General features: G+C 63.6%; 19 protein-coding genes. 5 read left to right on the plus strand and 14 right to left on the minus strand.

Annotation, left to right across the window (positions count from 1 at the left end; all coding sequences use genetic code 11):
• Positions 1-100: 100 nt before the first annotated feature.
• The 3 genes from QMG79_RS02625 (at position 101) to QMG79_RS02635 (ending at position 5,711) form a co-directional block, all read left to right on the plus strand.
• Positions 101-1,171, plus strand: a complete 1,071-nt coding sequence (locus tag QMG79_RS02625; protein WP_283537009.1) for an alkene reductase — start codon at positions 101-103, stop codon at positions 1,169-1,171.
• A gap of 219 nt (positions 1,172-1,390) precedes the next feature.
• Complete coding sequence (locus QMG79_RS02630) at positions 1,391-3,868, plus strand: Tex family protein (RefSeq protein WP_283537010.1); 2,478 nt, start codon at positions 1,391-1,393, stop codon at positions 3,866-3,868.
• Between the two features lie 31 nt (positions 3,869-3,899).
• On the plus strand, positions 3,900-5,711 hold the full coding sequence (locus tag QMG79_RS02635; protein WP_283537011.1) for a gamma-glutamyltransferase family protein: 1,812 nt from the start codon (positions 3,900-3,902) through the stop codon (positions 5,709-5,711).
• On the opposite strand, the gene QMG79_RS02640 is transcribed toward QMG79_RS02635, so the two are convergent.
• The 10 genes from QMG79_RS02640 to QMG79_RS02685 form a co-directional block, all read right to left on the minus strand.
• Positions 5,708-6,814, minus strand: a complete 1,107-nt coding sequence (locus QMG79_RS02640; RefSeq protein WP_283537012.1) for a DNA alkylation repair protein — start codon at positions 6,812-6,814, stop codon at positions 5,708-5,710. The two genes, QMG79_RS02635 and QMG79_RS02640, sit on opposite strands and share 4 nt — an antisense overlap.
• 5 nt (positions 6,815-6,819) lie before the next feature.
• Positions 6,820-7,491 (minus strand): YqjF family protein, encoded by a 672-nt coding sequence (locus tag QMG79_RS02645; protein ID WP_283537342.1) that lies wholly within the window; start codon positions 7,489-7,491, stop codon positions 6,820-6,822.
• 111 nt (positions 7,492-7,602) lie between these two features.
• Positions 7,603-8,382, minus strand: coding sequence for an isocitrate lyase/PEP mutase family protein (locus tag QMG79_RS02650; RefSeq protein WP_283537013.1), 780 nt, complete (start codon positions 8,380-8,382; stop codon positions 7,603-7,605).
• Between the two features lie 123 nt (positions 8,383-8,505).
• On the minus strand, positions 8,506-9,477 hold the full coding sequence (locus tag QMG79_RS02655; RefSeq protein WP_283537014.1) for an alpha/beta hydrolase: 972 nt from the start codon (positions 9,475-9,477) through the stop codon (positions 8,506-8,508).
• 67 nt (positions 9,478-9,544) lie between these two features.
• Positions 9,545-10,912 (minus strand): NtaA/DmoA family FMN-dependent monooxygenase, encoded by a 1,368-nt coding sequence (locus QMG79_RS02660; protein WP_283537015.1) that lies wholly within the window; start codon positions 10,910-10,912, stop codon positions 9,545-9,547.
• Entirely contained in the window at positions 10,909-12,393 is a 1,485-nt protein-coding gene (locus QMG79_RS02665) for an amino acid permease (protein ID WP_283537016.1), read from the minus strand. The genes QMG79_RS02660 and QMG79_RS02665 overlap by 4 nt, the downstream gene beginning before the upstream one ends.
• A gap of 107 nt (positions 12,394-12,500) precedes the next feature.
• The gene (locus tag QMG79_RS02670) at positions 12,501-13,361 is read right to left on the minus strand and encodes an NAD-dependent epimerase/dehydratase family protein (RefSeq protein ID WP_283537017.1); all 861 of its coding nucleotides are present in this window, start codon (positions 13,359-13,361) and stop codon (positions 12,501-12,503) included.
• Complete coding sequence (locus QMG79_RS02675; RefSeq protein WP_283537018.1) at positions 13,358-14,266, minus strand: MSMEG_6728 family protein; 909 nt, start codon at positions 14,264-14,266, stop codon at positions 13,358-13,360. The genes QMG79_RS02670 and QMG79_RS02675 overlap by 4 nt, the downstream gene beginning before the upstream one ends.
• A gap of 207 nt (positions 14,267-14,473) precedes the next feature.
• Positions 14,474-15,175, minus strand: a complete 702-nt coding sequence (locus tag QMG79_RS02680) for a transglycosylase family protein (protein WP_283537019.1) — start codon at positions 15,173-15,175, stop codon at positions 14,474-14,476.
• Between the two features lie 215 nt (positions 15,176-15,390).
• Positions 15,391-17,931: an excinuclease ABC subunit UvrA gene (locus tag QMG79_RS02685; protein ID WP_283537020.1), complete on the minus strand. Its 2,541-nt coding sequence runs from the start codon at positions 17,929-17,931 to the stop codon at positions 15,391-15,393.
• Positions 17,932-17,980: 49 nt separating this feature from the next.
• On the opposite strand from QMG79_RS02685, the gene QMG79_RS02690 reads away from it, so the two are divergent.
• Positions 17,981-19,030: an adenosine deaminase gene (locus QMG79_RS02690; RefSeq protein WP_283537021.1), complete on the plus strand. Its 1,050-nt coding sequence runs from the start codon at positions 17,981-17,983 to the stop codon at positions 19,028-19,030.
• A gap of 331 nt (positions 19,031-19,361) precedes the next feature.
• Positions 19,362-20,264: a pullulanase X25 domain-containing protein gene (locus QMG79_RS02695; protein ID WP_283537022.1), complete on the plus strand. Its 903-nt coding sequence runs from the start codon at positions 19,362-19,364 to the stop codon at positions 20,262-20,264.
• A 349-nt stretch (positions 20,265-20,613) separates the two neighbouring features.
• Here the strand turns inward: QMG79_RS02695 and QMG79_RS02700 are convergent, their stop codons facing one another.
• The 4 genes from QMG79_RS02700 to QMG79_RS02715 all read right to left on the minus strand — a co-directional run bounded on the left by QMG79_RS02700 (position 20,614) and on the right by QMG79_RS02715 (position 26,356).
• Complete coding sequence (locus tag QMG79_RS02700; protein ID WP_283537023.1) at positions 20,614-20,955, minus strand: winged helix-turn-helix domain-containing protein; 342 nt, start codon at positions 20,953-20,955, stop codon at positions 20,614-20,616.
• The gene (locus tag QMG79_RS02705) at positions 20,952-21,383 is read right to left on the minus strand and encodes a hypothetical protein (RefSeq protein WP_283537024.1); all 432 of its coding nucleotides are present in this window, start codon (positions 21,381-21,383) and stop codon (positions 20,952-20,954) included. Before QMG79_RS02705 ends, QMG79_RS02700 begins: the two co-directional genes overlap by 4 nt.
• Before the next feature lie 83 nt (positions 21,384-21,466).
• Complete coding sequence (locus tag QMG79_RS02710) at positions 21,467-22,660, minus strand: MFS transporter (protein WP_283537025.1); 1,194 nt, start codon at positions 22,658-22,660, stop codon at positions 21,467-21,469.
• Between the two features lie 45 nt (positions 22,661-22,705).
• Complete coding sequence (locus tag QMG79_RS02715; protein ID WP_283537343.1) at positions 22,706-26,356, minus strand: TM0106 family RecB-like putative nuclease; 3,651 nt, start codon at positions 26,354-26,356, stop codon at positions 22,706-22,708.
• Positions 26,357-26,436: the final 80 nt, after the last annotated feature.

Here is a 26,436-nt window from a genome sequence, read left to right on the forward strand (position 1 = left end):
TGGGGTGCCCGCTTTTCTATGACCCCCACCACAGCAAGGAATAGTTGCACGAGCGGGAAAGTTGTGGACTGTGAACCACATCCCCGCGAAAGGAACGCGCATGCTGTTTTCCCCCCTGACCCTTGGTGAGCTTGAACTTCCCAACCGACTGGTTATGGCACCCCTGACCCGCGTCCGCGCCGGCAGCGATGGTGTCCCCAACGACATCATGGTGGAGCACTACCGCCAGCGCGCATCCCTTGGCCTCATTGTCAGCGAGGGTACCTTCCCCGCATTCGAAGGCCAGTCATACCCCGGCCAGCCTGGCCTGGTAACCGCTGAGCAGGTTGCAGGCTGGAAGAAGGTCACGGATGCCGTGCACGCCGACGGCGGCCGCATCTTCGCCCAGGTCATGCATGGTGGCCGTGTTTCCCACCCGGACATCACCGGCGGCCGCGAGCTGGTAGCACCCAGCGCCCTTGCCATTGACGGCGACGTCCGCACACCGCAGGGCAAGAAGCCGTACCCCGTTCCGCACGCGCTGACCACAGATGAGCTCCCGGCCGTCATCCAGGAATTTGTGACAGCGTCGCGAAATGCGATTGATGCCGGGTTCGACGGCGTGGAACTCCACTCCGCCAATGGGTACCTGCTGCACGAGTTCCTTGACGCCTCCAGCAACGTGCGCACCGACAGCTATGGCGGCTCTCCGGAGAACCGCGCTCGCTTCGTCATCGAGACGGTCCACGCTGTCGTCGAGGCGCTGGGCGCAAACCGCGTAGGCATCCGCATCTCGCCCGAGCACCAGGTGCAGGGCATTGGCGAGACCGAGGTCGATGAGGTTCAGGCCACCTACGCAACCCTCGTGGACACCATCGCTCCGCTGAACCTGGCGTACCTCAGCGTCCTGCACGCAGAGACGTCCGGCGAACTGGTCAAGGATCTCAAGTCACGCTTCAATGGTCCCTACCTGTTGAACTCGGGCTTCGGCGAGATCACCACCCGCGAGGAGGCCATGAGCCTGGTCGAGGATGGCTACGCCGATGCCGTCGTGGTGGGCCGTCCCGCCATCGCCAACCCTGACCTGGCACGCCGCTGGCGCGAAAGCCTTCCGCTGAACGAACCTGATCCCACTACCTTCTACGGTGAAGGTGCCAAGGGCTACACGGACTACCCCTTCTACGCCAACTAGAAGGCTTTCACAGCGCGCTGCACGGCATGTGCGGGGCACCGTGGAGACTCGGACGACGGCGGCTCCACCCCTCGCAGGCTGCGGCCGCGCGGGTGTTGGGGCCGCCGTCGTCCGTTAAGGCGGGAGCAGTGGCAGGTGTTGATCGCGTGGCGGGGGTGGTTAGGCACCTAGCTCCGGACACGCAGTGGAGATCGCGGGCAGGTGAGGCAAGATGTTGGAGTGACCTTTCAACTTTTGCCAGCAGACCCAGTCCGCACAGCAGCAGCAATTCTTGACCAGATTGCCGGGGATCTGGGGGCGCATTCCTGGCAGGTAAAAGCCGCTGTCGAGTTGCTTGACGCCGGTTCCACAGTGCCGTTTATTGCCAGATATCGCAAGGAAGCCACCGGCACCCTGGATGACACACAGCTAAGGACACTCCAGGAACGGCTGACGTACCTGCGCGAAATGGAGGCCCGGCGCCGTGCTGTCCTGGAAGCCATCCATGGGCAGGGCCAGCTCACGGCCGCCCTGTCGGCGGGGATCCTGGCTGCGACCACCAAGTCTGCGCTGGAGGACCTGTACCTGCCATACAAGTCCAAGCGTCGGACCAAAGCCCAGATTGCGCGGGAATCCGGGCTGGAACCATTGGCGGATTTGCTGCTCCGCCACCCGGAGAACAGCCCGGAACGCGAGGCTTCGCGCTACGTTTCTGCCAGCAAGGGTGTTCCAGACATTGCCATGGCGCTGGATGGAGCGCGGTCCATCCTGGTGGAACGGGTGGCCCAAGACCCGGATCTTGCCCAGGACCTGCGGGAACGCCTCTGGAAACAGGGCAGGCTGGTGTCCCGTGTCCGTAAAGGCAAAGACACGGACGGGCAGAAATTCGCTGACTACTTCGACTTTGCCCAGGTGCCGTCCGGGATGCCCTCGCACCGGGTTCTTGCCCTGTTGCGCGGGGAGAAGGACGGCGTCCTGGACCTGGCACTGGCAGAGGCCAATCCTGCTGATGCCGAGGACTTCGCAGTTGCCAGGCGCCGGTATGAATCTGCCGTAGGGCGGACCCTGGGAATATCCGATCGTGGCCGGCCAGCCGATGCGTGGCTGCAGCAGACTGCCCAGGTGGCCTGGCGCACGCGGCTCCTGGCCCGCCTTACTGCTGATCTGCGGAGCCGTATGTTCGGGGCTGCAGAAGACGAGGCCCTCCGGGTCTTTGCTGCCAACCTGCGCGATGTCCTGCTAGCCGCACCGGCTGGAAACCGCGCAACCCTGGGCTTGGATCCGGGATTGCGCACCGGGGTCAAAGTGGCGGTGGTGGACGGTACCGGCAAAGTTGTGGCCACGGACACTGTGTACCCGCACGCACCTGCACGTAAGTGGGATGCAGCGTTGGCAGCCCTGGTGGCCCGCGCGCAACGACACCGGGTGGAACTGGTAGCCATTGGCAACGGGACTGCATCGCGTGAAACAGACAAGCTTGCCGCTGAGCTCATCAAAGTGTTGCCGGACGCCGCCACCAAGCCGCTGAAGCTGGTGGTCTCTGAAGCTGGGGCCTCTGTGTACTCGGCGTCGGCGCTGGCAGCTGCCGAGCTCCCCGGGATGGACGTCTCGCTCCGCGGGGCTGTCTCCATAGCCCGGCGCCTACAGGATCCGCTGGCGGAGCTGGTCAAGATTGATCCCAAGTCAATCGGGGTGGGCCAGTACCAGCACGACATCACCGCATCCAAGCTGGACCGCAGCCTGGATGCGGTGGTGGAAGACTGCGTAAACGCGGTCGGCGTGGACGTCAATACGGCGTCCCCGGCCCTGCTCAGCCGGGTGGCTGGGGTCGGTCCGCTGCTCAGTGAAAATATTGTGGACTACCGCAATGAGCACGGACCCTTTACCCGGCGTGCTGAGCTGAAGAAGGTTCCCCGGCTTGGGGCAAAAGCGTTTGAACAGTGCGCTGGTTTCCTCCGGATTTCCGGGGGCGTTGAGTCCCTTGATGCCTCCAGCGTCCACCCTGAGGCTTACGCAGTGGCACGGCGGATCCTGGCCGCGGCAGGTGCGTCCAGTGCATCCAGGGCCGCCAGCGGTTCGCTGGCGGAACTGGACCCTGCCCTGTTCGTGGACGGCGGATTTGGGCTTCCCACCGTGCGGGACATCATTGCCGAGCTCGACAAGCCGGGCCGGGACCCGCGGCCGTCCTTCGCTGCAGCCACTTTTGCTGACGGAATCGAGAAAATCTCGGACCTGGTCCCCGGCATGGTGCTGGAAGGAACCGTCACCAACGTGGCGGCGTTCGGGGCCTTCGTGGACATTGGTGTGCACCAGGACGGGCTCATCCACGTTTCCGCACTCTCGCACTCATTCGTCTCGGACCCGCACACTGTGGTCAGGTCCGGTCAGGTGGTCCGGGTGAAGGTCATGGAGGCCGATCCTGCGCGGAAGCGGATTTCCCTGACCCTTCGCCTCGACGACGAACCCGGCACTCCTTCGCCTGCCAGCCGAACCCATGGCCAGCAGGACAGGGGTGGCTCGGCCCGGAAACCTGCTGCCGGCAGGCCGACGCAGCCGGGCGGTGGTGGCCAAGGCAGTCCAGGACAAAAAGGTGCAGGGCAAAAGAGTCCGGCACCAAAGAGCGCAGCACCAAAGAGCGCAGCACAGCAAAAAATGGGGCAGTCACCATCTACGAATACGGCCATGGCAGAGGCGCTCAGGCGGGCTGGGCTGAGCTGAATCGAAGGTCCCGGTCGATAGAGTGGACCATATGACGTTCACCACACCGGCACCATTCACCACTCGCCCTACACTCCAGGGCACCTTCGGAATGAGTGCCTCCACACACTGGCTGGCCACTGCGACCGCGCAGGCTGTCCTGGAGAGAGGTGGCAATGCGTTTGATGCCGCCACAGCGGGGGCATTTGTGCTCCACGTGGTGGAACCCCACCTCAACGGCCCGGGCGGGGACCTGACGGCGATCTTCGCGACCGCAGCCCAGCCGGGAGATCCAGTAGTCCTGGTGGGTCAAGGACCAGCGCCGCGGCAGGCAACAGTTGAGCATTTCCGCCGCGAAGGGCTGGACTCCGTTCCTGGTGCAGGAGCCCTGGCTGCGGCTGTTCCTGGCGCTGTTGACGCCTGGCTGCTTTTGCTGCGGGACCATGGCACGTGGGAGCTTGGCGATGTCTTGGCCTTTGCGATCGGCTATGCCCGGGACGGACACCCCATGGTGGAACGTGTTGGCGCTACCATCGCCGCTGTTGCCGAACTTTTCCAGGAGCACTGGCCAACCTCGGCACGCCAGTGGATGCCGGACGGCATCGTCCCTGCCGCGGGTGAGCTGGTCACCAATGCCGCCCATGCGCGCACCCTGGACCGCTTGGTCGCTGCAGGTGCCGAGGCGGCAACCCGAAGGGACAGGATCGATGCGGCCAGGCGCGAATGGCGGCAGGGTTTCGTGGCACAGGCCATGGTGAAATCCGTACAGAGCCGCCACCGGCATTCGTCGGGGACCGAACACGCGGGTGTTCTCGGGCTTGCGGACATGGCCGAGTTTTCTGCCACCTACGAACCTGCTGTGACCCTGGACTTCCGTGGACATCGCATTGCGAAGACCGGGGCCTGGGGCCAGGGCCCGGCTATGCTCCAGGCGCTGGCCATTCTTGACGGGTTCCCGGATGACCTGTTGGATCCAGGTACGGAAGCCGGAGCCCACACCATCCTGGAAGCCTTCAAGCTCGCGCTCGCCGACCGGGAGGCCTATTACGGGGATGCCGAGGTGCCGTTGGAGTACCTCCTTTCTGCGGAGTACGCTGCGCTGCGCCGGGAGCAGATCACCGAAACTGCTTCGCAGGACTTTCGGCCCGGCGTCGTTCCCGGCCACGAGCCGTTTGTCCCGCCGCTACGGACCGCTGATGCAATTCCTGGCAAGCACAAAGGAGTCGGTGAGCCCACCGTCGAAGCCGAGCAGGCCGTGGACGCGGATGGCGTAACCCGCGGTGATACCTGCCATATCGACGTCGTGGACAGGTGGGGCAACATGATCTCCGCGACCCCGTCCGGTGGGTGGCTGCAGTCGTCTCCCACCATCCCGGAGCTTGGCTTCTGCCTGGGGACCAGGCTACAAATGACCTGGCTGGAGCCCGGGTCACCCTCGACCCTGGCGCCTGGGAAACGCCCCCGGACCACCTTGACTCCAACGCTGGTGATGCGGGAAGGGGTTGCTGTCACGGCCTTGGGTTCACCGGGTGGCGACCAGCAGGACCAGTGGCAATTACCTTGGCTGCTGCGCACCATTGTCGGCGGATACACTGCCCAGCAGGCAATTGATGCGCCAACCTTCCACACAACATCCGTTCCGGGCTCATTCTGGCCGCGCACGTGGGAACCGGGGGCGGCGGTGGTGGAGGACAGGTTGGGTGCGGAAGTGATCGACGGCCTTCGGCAGCGTGGCCACCGGATCACAAAAGCCGGTGACTGGGTGCTGGGACGGTTGTCCGCCGTCGAACGCGACCCCAGCACAGGGGTGCTCAGGGCGGCAGCGAATCCACGGGGTGCGCAAGGGTACGCTGCGGGCCGCTAACCGGGAGGGCGCAGGAGGAACCCGGTCCGTCCGTAGCGCACGCCATTGATCTGGAGCTCAACGGCGTGCGCACCGGCATGGTAGCGGCGGGTTGTGATGGCGCGAAATGAGTGGGTCTTGGCTAGCTCCAGAGACGCGCCGGGGGCCACGACCCGTGACATCAGTTTGAAGGTCTTTCCTGTTTGCAGACCGTTGGCCTTGTTGTGGTGGACGATGTAGTCGATGGCCAGCGCAGCATCCGCCGAACCAACATTGCGCACAGTGGCGTGGAAGTCGATGCTGCCGCCAAACGGCACGTCAGACTGCGCCAGGGTAGGTCCGCTCACCGCCAGCGAGACCGCGCCGAACCCGAGTAGTTCCAGGGCGCCCTGGTCACCTTTTTTGATGAGGGTGCGGAGTCCATGCCGGACGACGCCGGGTGTTGTGGAGCCAGGATTGGCCAACCACCGACGCGCTGTCGTGACGACGAGTTTGGGATGGTCCCGGCTCAGGTCATTGAGGTGGTTGGCCACGGAACGACGAACGTAGTCGCTGTCATCGCGGTAAAGCGCATCAAGCAGCGCGATGGTGGCATCGGGGGATTCGAGCAGGGCCGGCACCCGCACCGCCCAGGGCAGGTAGGGCCGGGTTCCCTCTGATGCCAACCGGCGAACATGGGGGTCGGGCGAGAGTGTCCACTGTCCTGCGATGGCCAGTGCACGCGGCAGGTTGTGGCGCAGCAGGGTACGGATGGCAAATTCCGAGGTCAGCCGAGGAGTCAGTTCCGCGAGGAGCCCCATGGAATCGTTGAACGAGGCGTCGGTATTTTCTGCCACAGCCCGGTGTGCCACAGCGGCCGTGACCGGCCAGATCAACCAGCCCGTGAATTCAGCGGATCCGTGATGGACTGCCCGAACGGTCCGGGCCAAGGAATCATAGTCCCCAGGCAGATCCGCCAGCAGGGCATCGCGCAGGAGGTCCGCCCGCTCCCGGAGGGCAAGGGGTGAAAGCGACGCGGCTGCTTCACGGAGATGGGGAAGGTCCACGGCCGGGAGGGCATCCTGGACGGTCCGGACTAGGGCGTTGGCTGCATCCAGCCCGAGTAGGTCATCGGCAAATGGCATATTGGCTACAGGAACCGGGGTTTGCCGAACAGCGTGTAGACACCGGGGGAGTACAGCACCGAATCTGGCGGTCCGGGAACATCGAAACCAGCAGCGTGGAGCAGGGAATCGTCCAGGACGGTGGTTGTGGCGTGGAAGAGCGGCCAGGCCAGGTGCGTATTGGGGATGAATGCCGTGCGGCCGGCCACCACGCTGTGCAATCCGAAGCGCGCTGTCAGGTGCACCGACAGGGAGTCCTCGGCCATGGCATCAAAGTCGGGGATGACGGCAAAGTCGCTGCGGGCACCGCCACGGAAACGACGCACGGAATAGCCCACGGCCGCGCTGTTCGCCTGCGCTGGGAGATATGTGGCATGGGACCAGACATAGGGGATGCCCGCAGTGCGTGCTGCGAGGACAACGGCCAGTCGGGTGGCATCCAAGGTCACGAAGACAACTCCCCGGGTTCCGTCCGGCTCACGCGAATAGAGCCTGACGTTGATCTCGGTGAAGGTGCCAAAATACGGGATGCCGGGACCTGTGCCCAGGGACGCTTCCTGCATCTGGAAGCCAATGATTCCGACCCAGGCGGACCCATCAAAAACGTCTGGCACCACACCCGGGGGCATGTACCCGGCAGCCTGCTCCACGGAAATTCTCCAGTGCAGGAAAACCGCATCTTTCCACCGCTGGCCCATGATCACCGGTGCTGGAAGCGCCGGTGGGTTTGGCCACAGGTCTGCTGCGGAAATACGGTCAGTGTCAGTGGACACCGTTCGGCCGTCCTGCACTGGAGAGTCAGCCACGGGTCAGTTCAGGGGGCGGGTTCCCTCGGGGAGGGCACCGCCCGCAATCAGTTCGGCGGTGGCATCAGCGAAGGCAGTGAGGGCCACGCGCTGGGTCCAGGGGCCATAGGAGATGCGGGAGACACCGAGTTCCTGGAGCCTGGCCGGAGACAGCGAACCGGGAACGTTGATGACGGAGACCTTGTTGGTGCCAATCCCGGCAACAAGTGCTTTGACGGTAGCCTCATCCAGCAGTCCGGGGACAAAAACGGTGGTGGCTCCAACGTCCAGGAAAGCCTTTCCGCGTTCGATTGCATCAGCGAGGACATCGTCCGGGTTGCGGTCACCGCCCTTGACGAAGGCATCGGTGCGGGCGTTGAGGACAAAGTCGATACCCTCGTCCTGTCCCGCCCTGACCACCGCGCTCATCTGCGCAATCGCGTCGGCCAGGGGGCGCATCTGGTCCTCGATATTGGCGCCGACAATCCCGACCCCGATTGCCCGGCGGACAGTCTCGCCCGGATTGCCGTAGCCGGATTCGAGGTCCGCACTCACGGGCAGCGACGTGGCTGCGGCGATCCGGCCTGCGGCTTCAATCATGAGGTGGGCGGGGATGTTCTCGCCGTCCTCATACCCCAGGGATGCTGCGATGGAGTGGCTGGCGGTGGCGAGTGCCTTCACGCCCGCTACGTCTGCAGCGACGCTAGCGGTAATGGCGTCCCAGACGTTGATGACCTGCAGGATTTCGGGGGCCTGGTGGAGGCGGAGAAGTTCTGACGCTTTTGCGGGGCTGATTTCAGTCATGCTGCGAGCCTAACCGACGCCATGCGCACCAGGCAGCGCTTTAAGCCGGAGGCAAAGCCGCCGGTCGTGGACGGCTGGACGCCACGCCGGACCAGTTTTGCGGAGCGTGGACTTTTTGGTGGTTCAGGGAGCCGCAAGCGCTCCCATGAACGCAACGGTGGCCTTCGAGATTTGCTGCTGGGCGTCCTCGCGGCTGGTCCCGGGCGTACCGTCGCCGGGCTGCGGACCGTAGTCACCGAAGAAGGCATGCACCCCGCCCTGGACTGCGGTGAAGGTTGCATCACCGGGCAACAGGTCGCGGGATGCCTCGACCTTGTCCGGAGTACTGAGGCCATCGTTGATACCGGAGAGGGACAGGACTGCCAGCCCTTCGCGCTCGCGCAGTGATCCCAGCGGGTAGGACGCGTAGAGGACCAGGCCGCTGATGTCGCTGTTGTCTCCAGCAAATGAGGAGGCGCTGACGCCGCCGAGGGAGTGCCCGCCCACGGCCCACGTGGTGACACTGGGGTTGGCCTCGATGGCACCGCTGGCCTGGTTCCCGTCGAGAAGGCTCAGGCCGAGTGGGGATTTGAGGATGACCACCAATGATCCTGCGTCCACCACGGGAGCCAGGATGTCCTGGTAAGCGCGGGCATCAACACGGGCCCCGGGGTAGAAGATCAGGCCCTTTGTTGCCGCTGCGCCGTCTGGCGCCATGGTGATGGTGGTGGGGGTCTCCGTGATCGAGAAGTCCGACGCCGGTCCAGCCGACGCCGCATCGCGTGGCTGGTAGGCGAACGGATTAAGCCAGGCAAGGGCCGCTACCAGCGCCAGGACAGCAAGGCGCCCAAGCCAGACACCCACCGCGCGGGCGGTGGACCGTTTCCGGAAACCCGCCCGCCGGCGCCATAGCACTGTTGCCCAGGCGAGACCGGCGACGGCGGCAGCCAGGAGCAGGGCCGGAAGCAGTGGGTGCCCGGCCAGGACAGCCGGATTGCCACTCAGCATGAACGCCGGGACCAGGAGCAGGGCAGCGGCACACACCACGGACGCCCAGAAGAGAACAGTGCGGGACGCACGGGTGGGCGGCGTGGCTACCTGAGTTGGCGAGGTCATGCCCCCATATTAGTTCCATCATGGAGATAATTTCCAGCCGTTCCGGAGATCAGCGGGTGGGAGAAAGTCACGTCTGCCGGAAAGTCGCCCCATGGGCGGAAACGGGGAGCAGGTCGGCTCCGTCAGTTCGCAGGCGTGAGCGCAGCGTCCCGCTCCTGGGCTCGGTGTCATAGAGTCCACGCTTGGCAAGCTCCGGGACCACCAGTTCGGCGAAGTCATTCAGGGATCCGGGGCTGACCAGTGGGTTGATCATGTATCCGTCCAACCCGGAAGTTTCCGAGTGCTCCTGAATCTGCCGGGCTACATCCCCGGGAGTTCCGATGAACAGCAGGTCTGTTCCCCGGGTGACGTCAGCAAACTTGCGGCGCACGTCACCGGCCGTCAATGGAGCATCGCCAGGGCTGCCCTTGACCACATAGGAGGTCAGGCCATTACTGGTGGTGGTCAGTGGCTCGTTATCGGCGTAGCGGCTCAGGTCGATCCCGGTGTCACCGGCGTAACTGACCAGTTGGGCCTCTACATGGTAGTTCCGCTGGAGTTCCTGATACTTTTCCTGGGCCTCTCCCGCGGTGCGTGCGGTGACGATCCTGGCCAGTGCCATGGACCTGACCTCTCCCGCCGGGCGTCCTACGGCCAGCGCCCTGGCCTGGATGTCTGCCAGTCCCACGGCGATCTCCTGCGGATCCTTTTTCGGCAGGAGGATGACTTCGGCATGCTTGGCTGCAAACTCGCGTCCCCGCGGCGACCAGCCCGCCTGGAACAGTGTGGGGGTGCGCTGGGGTGAGGGGGACGTCAGCGATGGACCCTCCACCCGGAAGTGTTCGCCGTCGTGCCTGATCGGGTGGACAGCGCCGGGGCGTGCGTAGAGGCGATCCTCCTTGCTCCCGATGACTGCGTCCTGTGCCCAGCTACCCTCCAACAGTTTGTAGAACACGTCCATGAACTCATCGGCCCTGGCATAACGGTCAGCATGCTTGAGCATTTCATCCATGCCGAAGTTCCGCGCTGCGCTCGAAAGGTAGGAGGTGACGATGTTCCAGCCGATGCGGCCGTTGCTCAGATGATCCAGCGTGCCAAACCGTCGGGCCATGGAGAAGGGGTGCTCGTAGGTGGTGGAGGCGGTGATCACGAAGGCCAGGCGTTCGGTGAGGGCGGCCAGCGCAGGGACGTACATGAAGGGATCGTTGGCTGGAGCTTCCACAGCCCAGCCCACGGCGGCATCCGAGGATCCGCCGTACACGTCGTAGAGTCCCAGCACGTCAGCGAAGAACAGGGCATCCAGGTTCGCTTCTTCGGCAGTCTGGGCTACGTTGCGCCAGCGGTCCAGTGAATTGACCTGCAGCCGGTCGTCCAAGGGGTGCGTCCAGAGGCTGGGCGCCCCGCCGCAGCCCACGCTGGCCTGTTCGTAGAGGGAGAAAAGCAGTGGTGAGCTCATGTGCGGGAGGTACTTTCGTCAGGGGTGGAGGAGTGGGAGACAGCGGCGGTGGACGCTCGCCGGGTGGGTCGGCCGTGCCGGAGGTAGAACCAGAGGTAGCAGGCGGCCACAAAGGGAATGCCGAAGTACAGGGCCGCTGACTGGTTGGGGTCAAGGGCGAGCCCGACGACGGATGCCAGGCACAGAACAAAGGCCAGGATAGGGACATAGGGGAACAGCGGGGCCCGGTAGGGCAGCGCGGTGACGTTGCCGCCGTCGCGAACAAAAGCGCGACGGTGGCAGAAGTGTGAGGCAACAATGGACATCCAGACCCCCACCACGGCGAAACCTGCAATGGAGACCAGGACCAGGTAGACGGACTCCGCCGCGACCACGCTGGAGAGGAGGGACGCGATGCCGCCCACCATGCTGACAGCCAGGGCAACCAGCGGGACGCCGCGGGCGGTCAGGCGGCGGAAGGCGTGCGGTGCATGGCCCTCATCAGCGAGGGAGAAAAGCATTCGTGCGCAGGAGTACAGGCCACTGTTGCCAGCTGAGAGAAGGGCTGTGATGATCACGAAATTCATGATGTCGCCGGCATGCGGGATCCCCAGCGAACTGAAGACCGTCACAAAAGGGCTCTCATCCAGGCCCACGTCGTGGTAGGGGACTGTGGCTGCAATGACGGTGATGGCACCAACAAAGAACACCAGGAGCCGGAAAACTGTTGCCCGGATGGCTTTGGGAATAGCTGTTTCCGGATTTCTCGTTTCGCCGGCTGCCACACCAATCAGCTCTGAGCCGGAGAAGGCGTAAAACACGGCCAGGGTGGTGACAAGGACGCCCGTGAATCCGTGGGGGAACAGCCCGGCTTCGGTGGTGAAATTGCTGAAGAGAAGCGGCGGTCCAGCATCAGCATTTAATGGCTGGAATCCCACGAGTGCTGCACCACCGATAACGATCAGTGCCACGATGGTGCCCACCTTGACCAGGGAGAGCCAAAACTCGGATTCGCCAAAAACCCTTGTGGAAAAGGCATTCAGGCCAAAGATCAGGGCCGCGAACACCACGCACCAGATCCAGACGTCCACGCCAGGAAACCAGCGCTGCATGAGGATTCCGCAGGCAGTGAACTCGGAACCCAGTGCCACCGCCCAGCAGAGCCAGTAGAGCCAGGCGGTGGTAAAGCCGGTGGCTGGGCCAATGGAGCGGGCAGCGTAGATATGGAAGGCGCCAGCCACGGGATAGGCAAGGGCCAGTTCGCCCAGGCACGTCATCACCAGGTACACCACAAAAGCTCCCACCAGGTAGGCCAGGACGGCGCCGAGGGGGCCCGCCTGGCCAATGGTGTAGCCGGAGCCAAGGAACAGGCCAGAACCAATGACGCCGCCCATGGCGATCATGACCAGGTGCCGGGCTTCCATGCTCCGCTTGAGCGGCGCTGCCGTCCCGGAATTACGGGGCGGAGTGGGCGGGGACAGCGTGGGTGGAATCGTGGGCATGGATTCGACGGTAGGTCCGCAGCTGGCCCGTCGTGGAATTCATGACAGAGTGTTGAGCGCGGTTGACGTGTGACGTGCTGTTGTGGGACTGCCCAGACCTGATCCGGCTAGGGGTGCCGGACCCCGTTGCCCGCCAGGATGTCCCGGTAGCCTTCGCGGAATGTGGGGAAGGTGAATTCGAATCCGCTGTGGCGCAGGCGGGCATTGCTGCACCGCTTGTTTCCGCCGCGCCCATCGCCTGCCCCGCCCACTGCGGGCTCTGCTTCGCCCAACTCGGCGGCCAGGAACCGCAGCACATCTGCCATCTGCGCAGGATCGTTGTCCACCCCAACGTAGAGGGACGACGGCGTGTCCGCCTGGGTCAGCAGGTGCACTATCGCGGCCGCGGCGTCGTCGCGGTGGATCCGGTTCGTGAAGCGCGGTATTTCCGGGATGCTGGCCGTGCCGCTGCGGACCGTTTCGATCAAACGGGTGCGGCCCGGTCCATAGATGCCGCCGAGCCGCAAAGTCACAGCCGCGGTGGGGGTGCCGGCCAGGCGTTCCTGGAGCAGCACCTCGGCCTCCCGGACAATGCTTCCGGAAAAACCGCCAGGGGCCGTTGTGGTTTCCTCGTCAACCCAGCCGCCACCTGCATCGCCGTAGACAGCTGTCGAGGAGACGAAGAGTATCCGGTCAGGAACGACGGAATCGCGTTCCAGTGCGGAAAGGACGTTCGTCAAACCGTTGACGTACGCTTCCCGGTAGGCATTTTCCGAAAAGGAATCAGCCGCCACCGCCACCACAACAGCGCTAACGTCAGGTGGGATTGTGGGAAGGTCTGCGTTTCTCAGGTCGACGGCCACGCCCTCGATTGCGTCCGGCAGCTTGGCGGGGGAGCGGCGCCATCCGATCACGCGGTGGCCTGCGGCAGCGAACCGCAGGCCAGCTTCGGTGCCGAGGTCGCCGCATCCGGCCAGCAGGACTGTCACGGAGCCGGCACCGGGAAGAAGACGCGTGAATCCTGCAGCAGCGCGGGTGAGTCGAACGCGGAGCGCTCAATAACTTCCTTCAGGGTGAAGTTGCGGCCAAAACGGCCATCCTCAAGGGTGATCGGACGCCCGTGGACAGTGCCCAGCGCAAACTTGGCTCCGTCGTCGAACGGCACTGCAACGTCCGTGTTGCCAGGGAGCGTAGTGAACTGCTGATCCTGTACCTGGCGCCGGCGGGTGGGCTTCTTTTCCTTGGGCCTGGGAATCTTCTTGGCCTGGCGGGTGGGCCGGCGTGAATCGTCCTGCACGTAAACGGGGGCATAACCGTCGGCCTCGACGGCCGCGGCGACGGCTTTGTTGTGCACTGCAGGCATGCCCACGGTGGTGAGTGTTTCCGGGGTGAACTCGGGGTGCGGGTTGCGCAGGATCCACAGGAAGTCCTCGCGGGGATCTTCTGGAATGAATTCGTGCTTCGGTTCTGGCCACACGAAGTCCAAGTCGGCAATATTGTCGTCAAAAACGCCCGTGTAGAACTTGGGCTCCTTGCGCAGCAGCTTCGACTGGTGGCTCAGGTGGAAGCTCTCATTTCCCAACCAGTAGGGCAGGGGAATCTTGGAGGCGTAATCCGGGTGCGCAGCCTGGGGGGCAAACTCTGTAATGTTGGCTCGCGTATTGTCCGGGTGTCCGCGGTCCGTCCATTCATCCACCGTGGCCAGAGCGTAGAGGGTCAGCGCCGGGACGTGTCCCATCCACATGCGGACGGCGGGGTGATCGGTCCAGCCATACTCGGGAACCACGAGGGCCCGCAGGACATGGAGCGCCTCGACGCGCTGCTTGCCCAGCCGGGCAGTGTCCAGGGTTGCGGCACTTTTACGGAAGTCTGGGTACGGCAGAAAGGTTTGCATCCCTTTAGTCTGACGGTATGCGCGCATTGTGCCAATTACAGTGCGCGCCGACACACCCTGACGTTGCGCAGAAACGCGTGGGATTCCCCGCATGCTGCCGCGTGTGGCGGCTTTTGCCGTTAAATCCACGACGCCGGCCACCTCCCTTTCAGGGGTGACCGGCGTCGTGGTCAATCCGGCCGGGCTACGCCGGCCAGGGCTTTTACCTTAGGCAGGCAGCTGGAGAACCTGACCTGCGAAGACCAGGTTGGGGTCGGCAACTGTGTCAAGGTTGGCATCGGCAAGGCTCTGCCAGCCGCCGGAGATACCCAGCTTCTCGGCAACGGAGCTCAGGGTGTCACCGGCAACCAGGGTGTAGGTTTCGCCGCTGACGGCAACCGGGGCTGCGTGGCGTGCCTGGACAGGTGCCTGCGCAACGGCTGGCGCCTGGTAAGTCTGGGCTGGAACGCTCTGGGCAGGAACGTACTGCGTCGGAGCTGCCTGGACCGGAGCCTGGTAGGTCTGAACGGGTGCGGCCTGGGCAGGAGCCTGGGCTGGTACCTGTGCCGGTGCAGCGCTTGCGCCGCCGGAGATGCCCAGCTGCGCGGTGCAGGACGGCCATGCGCCCCAGCCCTGAGCAGCCTGAACCTTCTCGGCTACGGCGATCTGCTGTTCACGTGATGCATTTGCGGCGTTGCCTGACCCGCCGTATGCGGCCCAGGTGCTGGGGCTGAACTGCAGGCCTCCGGAGTAGCCGTTACCGGTGTTGGTGGCCCAGTTTCCGCCACTTTCACACTGGGCGATTGCATCCCAGTTGGAGGTGGGTGCGGCAGCGTTGGCTGCAGTGGCGCTGAGGGCAATACCGGCGGCTGACACAGCGGCCAGGGTGACTCCGCGGCGCGCGGCAGTGCGAATGGTGCTCTTGTTCATGATGGGATGCTCCGGGAGGTCACCTGCGCTCGGTCCGTCCCCGGATGTTTACGCGCCGCTGCCCGCCTCTGACAAATAGAGGTCATATACGGTGTCTACCGGCTGGGCAGCTCTGGTGAAGGTAGCACCTGGCATAGAGGGGCCCGGAGATCCGGGCTCTCATCCCACGGTAGGTGCTTTGTGCTCCGTTATCAAATCGAGACAAAGTCTGTGAGTTAGCTGGAGGGAACCTGAAGAATTGCCGCCAGGTAGGGTGCTGTTCGGCTTTCGGTGGACCGCGCAACGTCTGCTGCGACGCCTTGGGCAACAACTTTGCCTCCTGCTCCGCCACCTGAGGGGCCCATGTCAATGACCCAGTCGGCGCCCGCAACCACTGCCATGTCGTGTTCCACCACAACAACAGTGTTTCCCGCTTCCACCAGGGCGTGGAGCTGTTTCATCAGGAGTTCGACGTCGGCAGGGTGCAGTCCCGTGGTGGGTTCATCCAGGAGATACAGGGTGTGTCCCCGGCGCGCCCGCTGCAGCTCCGTAGCGAGCTTGATGCGCTGCGCTTCGCCGCCCGAAAGCTCTGTCGCCGGCTGGCCCAGGCGCAGATACCCGAGCCCCACGTCACGCAGGGACTTGAGGCTCCGCGCAGCCGCCGGAATCTCGGCCAGGAAATCAGCTGCGTCGTCCACTGTCAGTCGAAGGACGTCAGCGATGTTCTTGCCCTGATAAGTAATCTCAAGGGTTTCGGGGTTGTAGCGCGAGCCCCCGCACTCCGGGCAGGGTCCGTAGCTGCCCGGCAGGAAGACCAGTTCCACGGAGACGAATCCCTCACCCAGGCACGTTTCACAGCGACCGCCAGCGACGTTGAAGGAGAAGCGGCCAGCCCCGAACCCGCGGGCCCTGGCTTCACTGGTGGCGGCAAACTCCTTGCGGACGGCGTCAAAGAGGCCCGTGTAGGTGGCGAGGTTGGAACGGGGCGTCCGGCCAATGGGCTTCTGATCCACGCTCACGAGGCGATCAAGGCACTCCAGTCCCTTCACCGGCCCCACCGTCAATGGCGTGTCAGGCCCTGGTTCATCTGGATCCACTGGTGTGCGGTTGGCCGGGTCCTTGAGAAACGCGCCCACCACTTCACCGAGGACATGGCTGACAAGGGTTGACTTACCAGACCCGGACACTCCGGTTACGGCAGTGAGGACACCCAGCGGGAACCGTGCATCCAGTTCCACCAGGTTGTGCCTGCTGATGTCCTTGAGCTCTATCCAGCCCTCTGGAGGGCGGGGTACGTGCTTTTCCGTGGTGCCCCGGGCGTCAGCGGGGAAAAGGAACGGGCGGGTCACGGAGTCGGTGACCTCAGCAAGCCCTTCAACGGGTCCGCTGTAGAGCACCTTGCCACCACCTTCACCGGCCCGTGGCCCAACGTCGACCAGCCAGTCAGCGCGGCGCACGACATCCATGTTGTGTTCAACCACAAAAACCGAGTTGCCGGAATCTTTGAGCTGGTCCAAGACGGCAAGGAGCGGTTCGGCGTCGGCCGGATGCAGCCCTGCGGACGGCTCGTCCAGGACATAAATGACGCCGAAGAGTCCGGACCGGAGCTGGGTGGCGATCCGGAGCCGCTGCATCTCCCCTGGGGAGAGAGTGGGGGTGGCCCGTCCCAAGGCAAGGTAGCCCAGCCCTAGGTCCAAAAGCACTGTCACACGCTGCAGCAGGTCTTTGCTGATGGTGACCGCAACGTTGGTTGTCTCACCAGTGGAGAGTTTCCGCGACGCAGAGCTGGTGGATGTCAGTTCGGCTGTCGGGCGGACAGCGTCGGCCAGTTCCGCCATGGGAAGTGCATTGAGTTCGGCGATGGTGCGGCCAGCGAACATCACGGCCAGGGCTTCCGGCGTGAGGCCCGTTCCTTTGCAACGCTGGCAGGGACCCGATTCCATGAACGCCAGGACACGGTCCCGCATGGAGGCGCTCTGTGAGTCGGCCAGGGTGTGCATGACGTAGCTTTTGGCGCTCCAGAAGCGGCCCTTGTAGGGCTTTGCCACCCGGTCCCGCTGCGGGGTAACTTCCACCACCGGCTGTTCCTCGGTAAAGAGGATCCAGTCACGGTCTTTTCTGGGCAGCTTGCGCCAGGGGACATCGACGTCGTAACCCAACTGCGTGACGATGTCCCGCAGGTTCTTCCCCTGCCACGCGCCGGGCCATGCGGCAATGGCACCATCCCGGATGGTCAGTGACGGGTCAGGAACCAGCGATGCCTCGGTGACTGTGTGGGCAATTCCCAGCCCGTGGCAGATTGGGCACGCGCCCGCGGCGGTATTGGGGGAGAAGGCATCAGAGTCCAGGGATGCGGCCCCGGGCGGGTAGGTGCCGGCACGCGAGAACAGCATCCGGATCGAGTTTGAGAGTGTTGTCACAGTTCCCACCGTGGAGCGGCTGCTGGGTGCCCCTCGCCGCTGTTGAAGCGCGACGGCGGGCGGCAGTCCGGTGATCAGGTCCACTTTGGGATTATGGCCCTGTTGGATGAGGCGGCGCGCATAGGGGGCGACGGATTCGAAATAGCGGCGCTGGGCTTCGGCGTAGATGGTGCCGAAGGCCAGGGAAGACTTTCCAGACCCGGACACGCCGGTGAACGCCACTATTGCGTCGCGCGGAACGTCAACGTCCACGTTCTGGAGGTTGTTTTCGCCAGCCCCGCGGACTTTCACGAACCCATCTACCAGGTGGTCTGCGGTCCGCTCAGGGGAAATATCAGTACGCTTATTTTTTGGCATCAATTCGACTGTAGCCGCTATTGGACCTCCGGGGCATTATCCTGACCGGATGGACATTTTTACCGAGCCGGTTGATGAGACCGTAGCCGAGACATCTGCAGAGCAGCCCGTCGATGCGGTTGTGCTTCTCCCTGTCGCTGAACTGCACCTTCATATTGAGGGAACCCTTGAGCCTGAACTGATCTTCGCGCTTGCCGAGCGTAATGGGATCGAGCTTCCGTACGCGGATCTTGGGGAACTGCGCTCAAGGTATGAATTCACTGACCTGCAATCTTTCCTTGACCTTTACTACGCCAACATGGCGGTGCTGCAGACCGAGGCGGATTTCGCCGACATGACCCGCGCCTACCTCACGCGGGCTGCCCAGGGTGGGGTGCGCCATGCAGAAATCATGATCGATCCGCAGGCCCACCTGAGTCGCGGAGTGTCCCTGGAGACCTGCATCAACGGTGTCGGGTCCGTGCTGGCCAACTCACTGGAAGAGTTCGGTATTTCCACTCTCCTCATCGCGGCCTTCCTGCGGGACCTGCCTGAGGACGATGCCCTCGAGGTTCTGGAATCATTGCTGGCCATGGAGGCTCCCCTTGTGGGAATTGGCCTTGACTCAGCGGAAGTGGGCAACCCGCCCGCCAAATTCGAACGGTTGTATGCCAGGGCGCGCGAGGCGGGCCTGCGGTTGACGGCCCATGCAGGCGAGGAAGGCCCCTCGTCGTACGTGACAGATGCCTTGGACATTCTCGGTGTTGAGCGAATTGACCACGGAATCCGCTGCATGGATGACCCCGATCTGGTGGAGCGGTTGGTGGACCAGCGGATTCCACTGACCGTGTGCCCGCTGTCCAACGTCAGGCTGCGGGCTGTTGACACCTTGGCGGATCATCCGCTGCCCGCCATGCTGGCTGCCGGATTGAATGTGTCCATCAACTCGGATGACCCGGCGTATTTCGGGGGTTACGTTGACGAGAACTTCAGCCAGCTCGCTGCGGTGTTGAAGATTTCCGCCTTCGACAGGGCTCGCCTTGCTGCCAACTCGATCCATTCTTCCTTCGCCTCGGAGGAGCGTAAAACCGAGCTGTTGGATGAGTTGAACGCCGTCTAGGCGGCTGGTTCCCCGCACTTCTGCTTTTGTGACCTGGCCCAGGGAAAGCTTTGTCGCAGGTCAGGTCGCGGAAGGGGTTGGCTTGGGAAGGCGGTGCTGGACTCTAGTGGGTCCGAAAGAGGTCTCCCGGTACACTTGGGGAGGAGCAATGACCAGCTCCCCTGGACAGTGGATACCGTCGGGTTGCGCAGGTGACCTATTACCGGAACCTGCAGGAACTGCGTCGCCGAGGACGTCAGATTGGTCGCTTCCACAAACGAAAAACTGATGACGTGTACGTCATCAGCGGCTGATGAGCTGCTGATGGGCGTAGACATTACCTAGGGGAACTATGGCCCAGCCAGCAGCAGAAAACACCAGCCTCCGCCTCAAGAGCGTCCTGGACGTCCTCACGGAACACACCCAGCACGGTACTCCCGTCAATGCTGGTGAAGTGTTGGCCGAGGCTACCGGGCGGGTTCCGTTCAGCGACTACGAAGCCGCGCTCCTGAGCGGCGGAATTCCCCGTGGGCATAAAGCGCTCACTGCAGCGACAGCCAAGCTGGTCAAGGCTGGTTGGCTTGTGAAGGGCCGTGGCGGCTGGACCATTACCGAGGACGGAATGAAAGCCACTGTTGCGTTCCCTGACGCGAAGGCCTTCTCCGCTGCGCTGGCTGAGGGCACCCCTGTCCCCGCCGACACCAAGCTGCCGGATGCGGCCTCCACACCAGCCCCTGCGTCCGGGAAGAAGCCTTCCCTCGGCGTGATGGGAAAAGCGGCACAGATGATCGACGACGCCGTTGAGCCCGTCAAGAAGGCAGTCCGCTCGCGTAGGTCGAAGGCACCGGCAGCAGCGGCTCCCGCTGTGTCAGCGACCGGCACTGAAACCGGTGCTGCGGAGGCCACCGCCAAAGAAATCCCGACGGCGGACACCTCCGCGGCGGACGTCTTCCGGGACCAGCCGGATGCCGTTGCCGTGGTGGGCGATTTCGGCATGCTCGGCGGGGCTCCGGAGAACTGGGCTCCCCAGTTTGACGAGGTCCAAATGGTATTTGATGTCCTGGAGCAGGTCTGGACCTACACGGCTGACCTCCCGGCCGGACACTATACGTTCAAGATTGCCCTGAACCGCTCCTGGCAGGAAAACTACGGTGCGTTCGGAATCTTCGACGGTGCCAATCACGAGGTTCACCACGGTGGCGGAACCTTGGCCATCCGTTACGACCACGAGGTCAAGGACATCACCTTCGGCTGAGCATCACGGGCTTGCCAGTCGTGGCTGGCCAGCCAGGGTTGGCCAGCCAATGCTGGTCAGCCTGGACCGGAGGGGAGGTGGGGTGTTTTGTGTGCCCGCTCTTTCCGGTTCCGCCACAGGATAGAGCCGATGCACACAACCATGGCAACGGCGGTCCCCCAAAGGGGTCCGGACCCTTGCAGCGCAAGAGCAACCGAGCCCGCAAGTACTACCAGGCAGAGCACCATCAGGGCCGATCTTCCTGTATTCATAACGTTCCTTCCCAGAAAATCAGAGGCATTACCCGCCATCACCGTGGCATAGGCGCGGCCAGGGATCAAGGGGTGGAAGTCGAAGGGATGCGCGGGCATCACCGGCCGGGCGCGTGCCCGGCCTGGAACTCGGTGATGCTCCGCAGGGCCTGGAGGTGGGTCTTCCACGCGGATTCGCCACGCTTGTTCATGGTCAGCCAGGTGCGGGGGCGCTTACCGATGAACCCTTTGCGGATGCGGACGAATCCCGCTCCCTCCAGCATCGCGACCTGTTTGCTCAGGACAGAGTCGCTGAGTTGCAGGTGGTCCCGGAGTGTCTTGAAATCGATCTCTTCCACCTGGGCGAGCGCCGCCATGATGGAAAACCGAACGGGGTGGGTCAGGCTGTCGGTGAGCTCGTGGCGAGGATGCGTCGTGGCGTCGTCAGGTGCCGCGCTCATTTCCGGGCCTCGATAACGGCACAGGTACTCACCGCAGCACAGATCAGTGCCGCAAAGGTGGTGTAGTAGCCCATGGTGTGTCCTGCGAGGCTTGAAAACGCCATGGCAAAAGTCCAGAGAGCGCCCCACAGTGCAATGTAGAGTGCCCAGCGTTTGCCAAAGCCGCGTTTTGCACTGCGCATGAAGTACAGGCCGAAGGCCATGAAGATCAGCAGCCAGGCCAGCACGGAAATCATGGGGATAAAGATGGCGTTGTCCCCAACCTGGTGCGCCAGGCCAAAAGCAATGAGGCCAAGGGAGGATGTGACTCCGATCCCCAAAAGCATGGTGATGGCTGGCCAGCCAGCGTCACTTCTGGTTGCTGATCCCACACGCGCAGCCTGGTCCAGCAGGTGCTGCGCTTTGGCTGGTGTGATGTTTTGTTCCACGAGCTGTCTCCTCAGTAGGTCCAAAGGTACTCCTACTGTAGAAAGTACTTTCCGTTTTGGCAAGTACTTCCCTTGTGGTTGAGTCAGGGTTTGGTGGGCTGCCGTTCAAGCGGCCCTGCGGGGTATGCATGGCCGCGGCCCAGGAAGGTCAGCACCAAAGCCATCACTACGGGAACAGCGGCTGCGACGGGGACAAGCAGGGCGCCCACCAGCGTGAGAGCGGCCGCTCCGTAAAGAGCACCGATCGTGATGCCGATCTGGATGGTCAGCACCGTGAGGCCGTTGGCAGCATCCCTGTATTCGCCGCCCGCGCGCAGGATCGCCGATTGATTGTAGATTCCCATGGCACCGATCCCTGCTCCCCAGACAGTCAGCATCAGGATTGCTCCCACCAGGTTCAGGCCAAGGACTGGCAGCAGCAGCATGGAGACAGCAGTCGCTGCCGTGGTGATCAGCAACGAAATTCGGGGACGGGAATCCACTGTGATGCCAGCAACCCAGATTCCCAGCAGGCCAGCTACGCCCAGGACAGTCAGTGAGATGGTGACGCTGTAGGGCGGTAGGTCAGCTTCCCGGAGGAACGGGGCTATGTAGGTGAACAGGGCAAAGTGTGCCATCAGCATCAGCGGCCACGCTGTCGCCACGATTTTGACGCCAGGCTGCTTGATGGCCATGCGCAGTGAAGGCCGCACGGAGTCCGGAATCCGGTGGACGGGTGGCAGTAACTTGAACGCCAGAACTGCAAGGACAATACCCGTGCCCGCGAGGCACAGAAACGACCCACGCCAGCCAAGCAGGCCGCCCAGCGCGGTTCCCACAGGTGCGCCGATGGCGAGCCCCAGGCTGTTGCCAGCGAAGACAATGGCCAAGGCTTTACCCACTTTTGAGGCTGGCACAATCCGCGCAACAAACGGGGCCATGGTGGACCACAGGAGCCCATGCGCAATACCGCCTACAAGGCGTGCCCCAAGTGCCCAGCCAAAGGACGGTACAAACGCAATCAGGGCGTTGCTGGCGGCAAACGTCAGGATCAGGATCAGGAGCAACGTGTGTTTCGGAACCCGTGAGAGCAGCATGGCCGCTGGCAGGACAGTGACGACGATGATGGCCGCATACCCGGCGGTGAGGTATCCGGCAACCGGTTCGCTGACGCCCAGGTCGCTGCTGATTTGGGGCAGCAGTCCGGAGGGGAGAAGTTCGGTGGTGATGGCGGTAAAGCCGATGGCGGCCAGGACCAGGAGGGCGCCCAGGGGGAAACGGTCAGCGGGGGAGTTCACTGTCCTAAATCTACTCGTGCAACCGCACTCAGGTGTAGCTTTGCGTCATTCGGCGCGGGGGCTGAGTCCAAGGAACGCACCAAGTTCCTCCAGGGCTTTTGGCCTGGTGGACAGGAAGCTGGTCAGTTCCGGTGCCCGGACAATGACTGCCCGCCACTGGCTGCGGGAAACGGCGACGTTGATGCGGTTTCGGTTGAGGAGGAACTCGGCTCCACGCGGCGCCTCAGCAATGGCAGAACAGGCCATGGACACAAGCACCACGGGCGCCTCCTGACCCTGGAACTTGTCCACGGTGCCCACTCGAACGCCATGCAGTCCGGCACGGTCCAGGAACGTTCGGATCATGGCTACCTGTGCGTTGTAGGCGGCCACCACCAGAATGTCCTCTTCAACCAGATCCCGCGAGTCCTGCCCGTCACCAGCCCTCCAGCGCAGTCCGCAGTGCCTGCGCACCTGGTTCACCACCTCGGCTGCTTCTTCCGCAGAGCTGACTGTCTGTCCCGTGTGGTTGACGAAGACCGTTTCCACTCCCGGTGGCAGAGTCTCGAGTGACCGCGTTGACGCTGCCGCTGCGGAGTGGAGGCGTCCCTCGTAACTCAGGCGGGACACCGCACCGCAGAGCACCGGGTGCATGCGCCAGCTGTCGGCCAGGAAATACCCCAGCTCCATGGGCAAGGTGCGGTGCCGGTCGATGAGCCAACCCAGCGCTGATTCGTCCACGGGTTCCGGATGGGTACCCTGGGTAACCTGGGGCAATTGCTGTGGATCGCCGAGCAGCAGGAGCCGCGGGGCTGCCTGGGACACGGCAAGGGTGTTGGCCAGGGAAAACTGGCCTGCCTCATCAATGACCAAGAGGTCCAGTGATCCGGCTGGTACTTCCTTGCCGGTCATGGTCCATGCCGTCCCGCCCACCAGGCATCCGCCAGGCCGGGCCAGGATGCTGCCGACATCGCCGTCAGCTTTCAGGCCCCAGGGCACATCAGGTGCGTCCGCTGTCTTGCTGACCACCTTCTTGGCCACAACCGCTGAATCCACGCCGCCGGTGTCAATTGCCCTGCGCAGGAAATTCTCCACCACGCTGTGGGACTGGGCCACCACCCCGATTTTCCAACCCGCCGCAACCAGCCTCGCAACCACGTGCGCTCCCACAAAGGTTTTTCCGGTGCCTGGGGGTCCCTGAACTGCCAGGTAGGAGTTTTCCAGCTCCAACAGGGACTCTGTCATTGCGGAAACGTAATCGGGGCCAGCATCAAGATCCCCATCCCCAAGGGCGCCCTGCCGTTCCGGGGTTGGCACGGGCACCGGTGCTGACAGGGTGCGGAAGGCTGGCCGTTGCCTGCGCAGGATCGCCAGTCCGGGGTGTGCGGGCAGAGCCGGGAGGGCCTCCGCCACATCGGTTGCCAGGGCGGTAAGGGCAGCTTCGATCGACGCCGTCCGGAGGGGTTCGTCTTCCGTCAGTGCCATCGGTGCGTTGGGATAGGCGGGAACTTTGGCAGTTTCCTTCTCGGCGATGGTGATGATGGTCTGTTCGGGATGTTCCGGATCCGGTTCCACAGCCTTGATGGTGGTTCCAAAGCTGAACCCCCTGCCAGTGGCGTTGCCCCTTGGACCGGCGGCGGGATCGCGCATTCCGTCGGGTGCCGGCGCGTCAAACAGCCTGCACCAGGTACTTCCTGCCCTGAAGTCTGAACCCTCAGTCATGATTCCGCGGAGGCTGGTGATCCTGGTGCGCATACGAGCCCGCGGGGTAGCCACGGCCCAATCGGAGACGGTTGTGGCAGCCGTGACGACAAAGACGTTGCGTTGGTCTTCCCATGTTTCCAGGGGTGCTTCCACCCGGTCGAAGTGCTGCCACCAAAACTGCTTGCGCTCGCGCCGGTGATAGCCGGTGGCCGCAGCCACCATGGCGATGGCACGTTCATCATCAGTGGCGGGTCGGTCTTCTGGCAGGTCTGCAAGGAACTCCTGGAGACGTGCCTCCTGTGGTGTCCCGTCCAGAACTTCCTCTTCCGGTTCGAGGTAGGCGTCATGGCTGCCAGCGGCGTCCGACGCCGGTGCGATCGTCAGGAGCCAATCACGCAATCGCAGGGTGGAGAGGCAGTCGTACTCGTTGTAATCGGAGATGGAGGCAAGCACTGCTGCGGCTTGCGCATCTTTCGCAGCTTCTAGGAGGGCGCAGTATTGCGCGTATGCCACCACCGAAGCGCCAGCATCTGTAACATCTCCGGCGCGGAGGTTGTCCGCCATGTAGAGCGGTTCGAGCTTTTTGATCGAATAGCTGGCCTCGGAGATGCGCAGCGATTGCCGCACCGTGGCGTAGAGATCCACCAGCAACCCGCTGCGAAGCCAGTCGTCCACTGTCGCCTCACCCGCCTGATGCCGCAGTGACAGATTGCGCAGCGCCGATTTTTCGTAGGCGGCGTAGTGGTAGACGTGCAGGTCAGGATAGGTTTTACGGCGGCCCTCGACATAGGCGAGGAAAGCGAGGAAAGCCCGTTTCTCCTGAGCGCGCGAATGAGCCCAGAAGGGCCGGAAGCTGGGGGTGTCCGCCTGGCCTGGCAGAGGATATTCCACAACTCCGAAGAGGTATTCGATACCCCATGTGCCGTCTTCCGGGTCTTGCCAGAGGGGATCGCCCTCAAAATCGAAGAAGATGTCGCCGGGGCTGGGCGCCGGGAGCGTGCCAATGGTCTGCCCGGTCAGCACTTTGAATGACACTGTGTGGTCAGCACCATCCCTGCTGAAAGTCCTGGTGCCGTCCGGCGCGTCCAGGTGTAGTTGCATTCGTGCCTGGGCCCGGAGCCGTGCCACGGAACCTGTGGCCTCGGCGGGTTCCAGTGCAGCAAGCTGATCAACACGTGTGATTCCGCGAAGGTGCAGTGTGTGCCGCTGTGCGGTGGACATCCCGGCAACCATCAGTAGATCCCGGTGGAGCTGGACCTGCTCGGCGCAGTAGTCGCACCGCCCGCAGTGCATCACCCCGGGCTGCTGCCACGGCACTGGCTGGCCCACGGCACGATGCGAGCGTGTCAGATCGCGGAAGCGCCGCCGTCGGTCACGAAAAACGGGCAGCAGGTCCGGTAGGGAGTGGACGCTTCGAAGCCAGTCACCAGCCACCTGGGTTCCCAGGACCAGGGTGACGTCGGGGGAGGGCTGCAGGTTCATCGACTCCAGTTGGTCTCCGTAAGCGGCAAGTTGCAGGAGGGCACCTACCTTGGCGTGCCGGGCCAGCTTGGTATCCCAGACCTGGTACCGGCCAGGTTTGCCCGTGCCTGCATTTTCATTGACCAGGAAGTCTGCGTACCCGAGGAATTCGCCGTCGAAGAAGGTGGCCTGGAAGACGACGTCGGCTCCGGAGTGCAAGGCGTTCTCCGTTTCCGCGTGCCGGGCCAGCAGTGCGTCCCGCGTGGTCGGACCGCGATCCAGCCGGTAGACGCCTCCTGGCGTGGCGCCGTCGGATGTTCCATATTTTGCTACGAGGCTGGCCAGCACCGTCAGCTCGTGCAGGTCGCCCAGTTCACCGGCACGCTGGCGCATGGGGTCAGTGGCGAACATGGCCTTCGGGGTGCGGCCCAGTTTCTCATCCAGGGTCCGGAGCAGGCGGTATTCGCATTCGCTGGCATTGACCAGGTCGGTGGCGGAGAAGATCAGGTCAAAGGCCCCTGAATCGGCTGTGGCGGACTGCAGCAGGAACAACGCGGGCCTTCCCCTAGGCACGGTCTCCGGAGGGAGCTCCGGAAACCGTGTAATGAATCTAGCAACACGGTATGACATTC

Source organism: Pseudarthrobacter sp. PS3-L1, from assembly GCF_030063285.1.
Taxonomy (GTDB): Bacteria; Actinomycetota; Actinomycetes; order Actinomycetales; family Micrococcaceae; genus Arthrobacter.

Bases quoted from the DNA above. Each gene is read 5' to 3' on its own strand.
- QMG79_RS02625 (WP_283537009.1), top strand. From the start codon at position 101: ATGCTGTTTTCCCCCCTGACCCTTGGTGAGCTTGAACTTCCCAACCGA.
- QMG79_RS02635 (WP_283537011.1), top strand. From the start codon at position 3,900: ATGACGTTCACCACACCGGCACCATTCACCACTCGCCCTACACTCCAG.
- QMG79_RS02640 (WP_283537012.1), bottom strand. From the start codon at position 6,814: ATGCCATTTGCCGATGACCTACTCGGGCTGGATGCAGCCAACGCCCTA.
- QMG79_RS02645 (WP_283537342.1), bottom strand. From the start codon at position 7,491: ATGGGCCAGCGGTGGAAAGATGCGGTTTTCCTGCACTGGAGAATTTCC.
- QMG79_RS02650 (WP_283537013.1), bottom strand. From the start codon at position 8,382: ATGACTGAAATCAGCCCCGCAAAAGCGTCAGAACTTCTCCGCCTCCAC.
- QMG79_RS02655 (WP_283537014.1), bottom strand. From the start codon at position 9,477: ATGACCTCGCCAACTCAGGTAGCCACGCCGCCCACCCGTGCGTCCCGC.
- QMG79_RS02660 (WP_283537015.1), bottom strand. From the start codon at position 10,912: ATGAGCTCACCACTGCTTTTCTCCCTCTACGAACAGGCCAGCGTGGGC.
- QMG79_RS02665 (WP_283537016.1), bottom strand. From the start codon at position 12,393: ATGCCCACGATTCCACCCACGCTGTCCCCGCCCACTCCGCCCCGTAAT.
- QMG79_RS02675 (WP_283537018.1), bottom strand. From the start codon at position 14,266: ATGCAAACCTTTCTGCCGTACCCAGACTTCCGTAAAAGTGCCGCAACC.
- QMG79_RS02680 (WP_283537019.1), bottom strand. From the start codon at position 15,175: ATGAACAAGAGCACCATTCGCACTGCCGCGCGCCGCGGAGTCACCCTG.
- QMG79_RS02685 (WP_283537020.1), bottom strand. From the start codon at position 17,931: ATGCCAAAAAATAAGCGTACTGATATTTCCCCTGAGCGGACCGCAGAC.
- QMG79_RS02690 (WP_283537021.1), top strand. From the start codon at position 17,981: ATGGACATTTTTACCGAGCCGGTTGATGAGACCGTAGCCGAGACATCT.
- QMG79_RS02695 (WP_283537022.1), top strand. From the start codon at position 19,362: ATGGCCCAGCCAGCAGCAGAAAACACCAGCCTCCGCCTCAAGAGCGTC.
- QMG79_RS02700 (WP_283537023.1), bottom strand. From the start codon at position 20,955: ATGAGCGCGGCACCTGACGACGCCACGACGCATCCTCGCCACGAGCTC.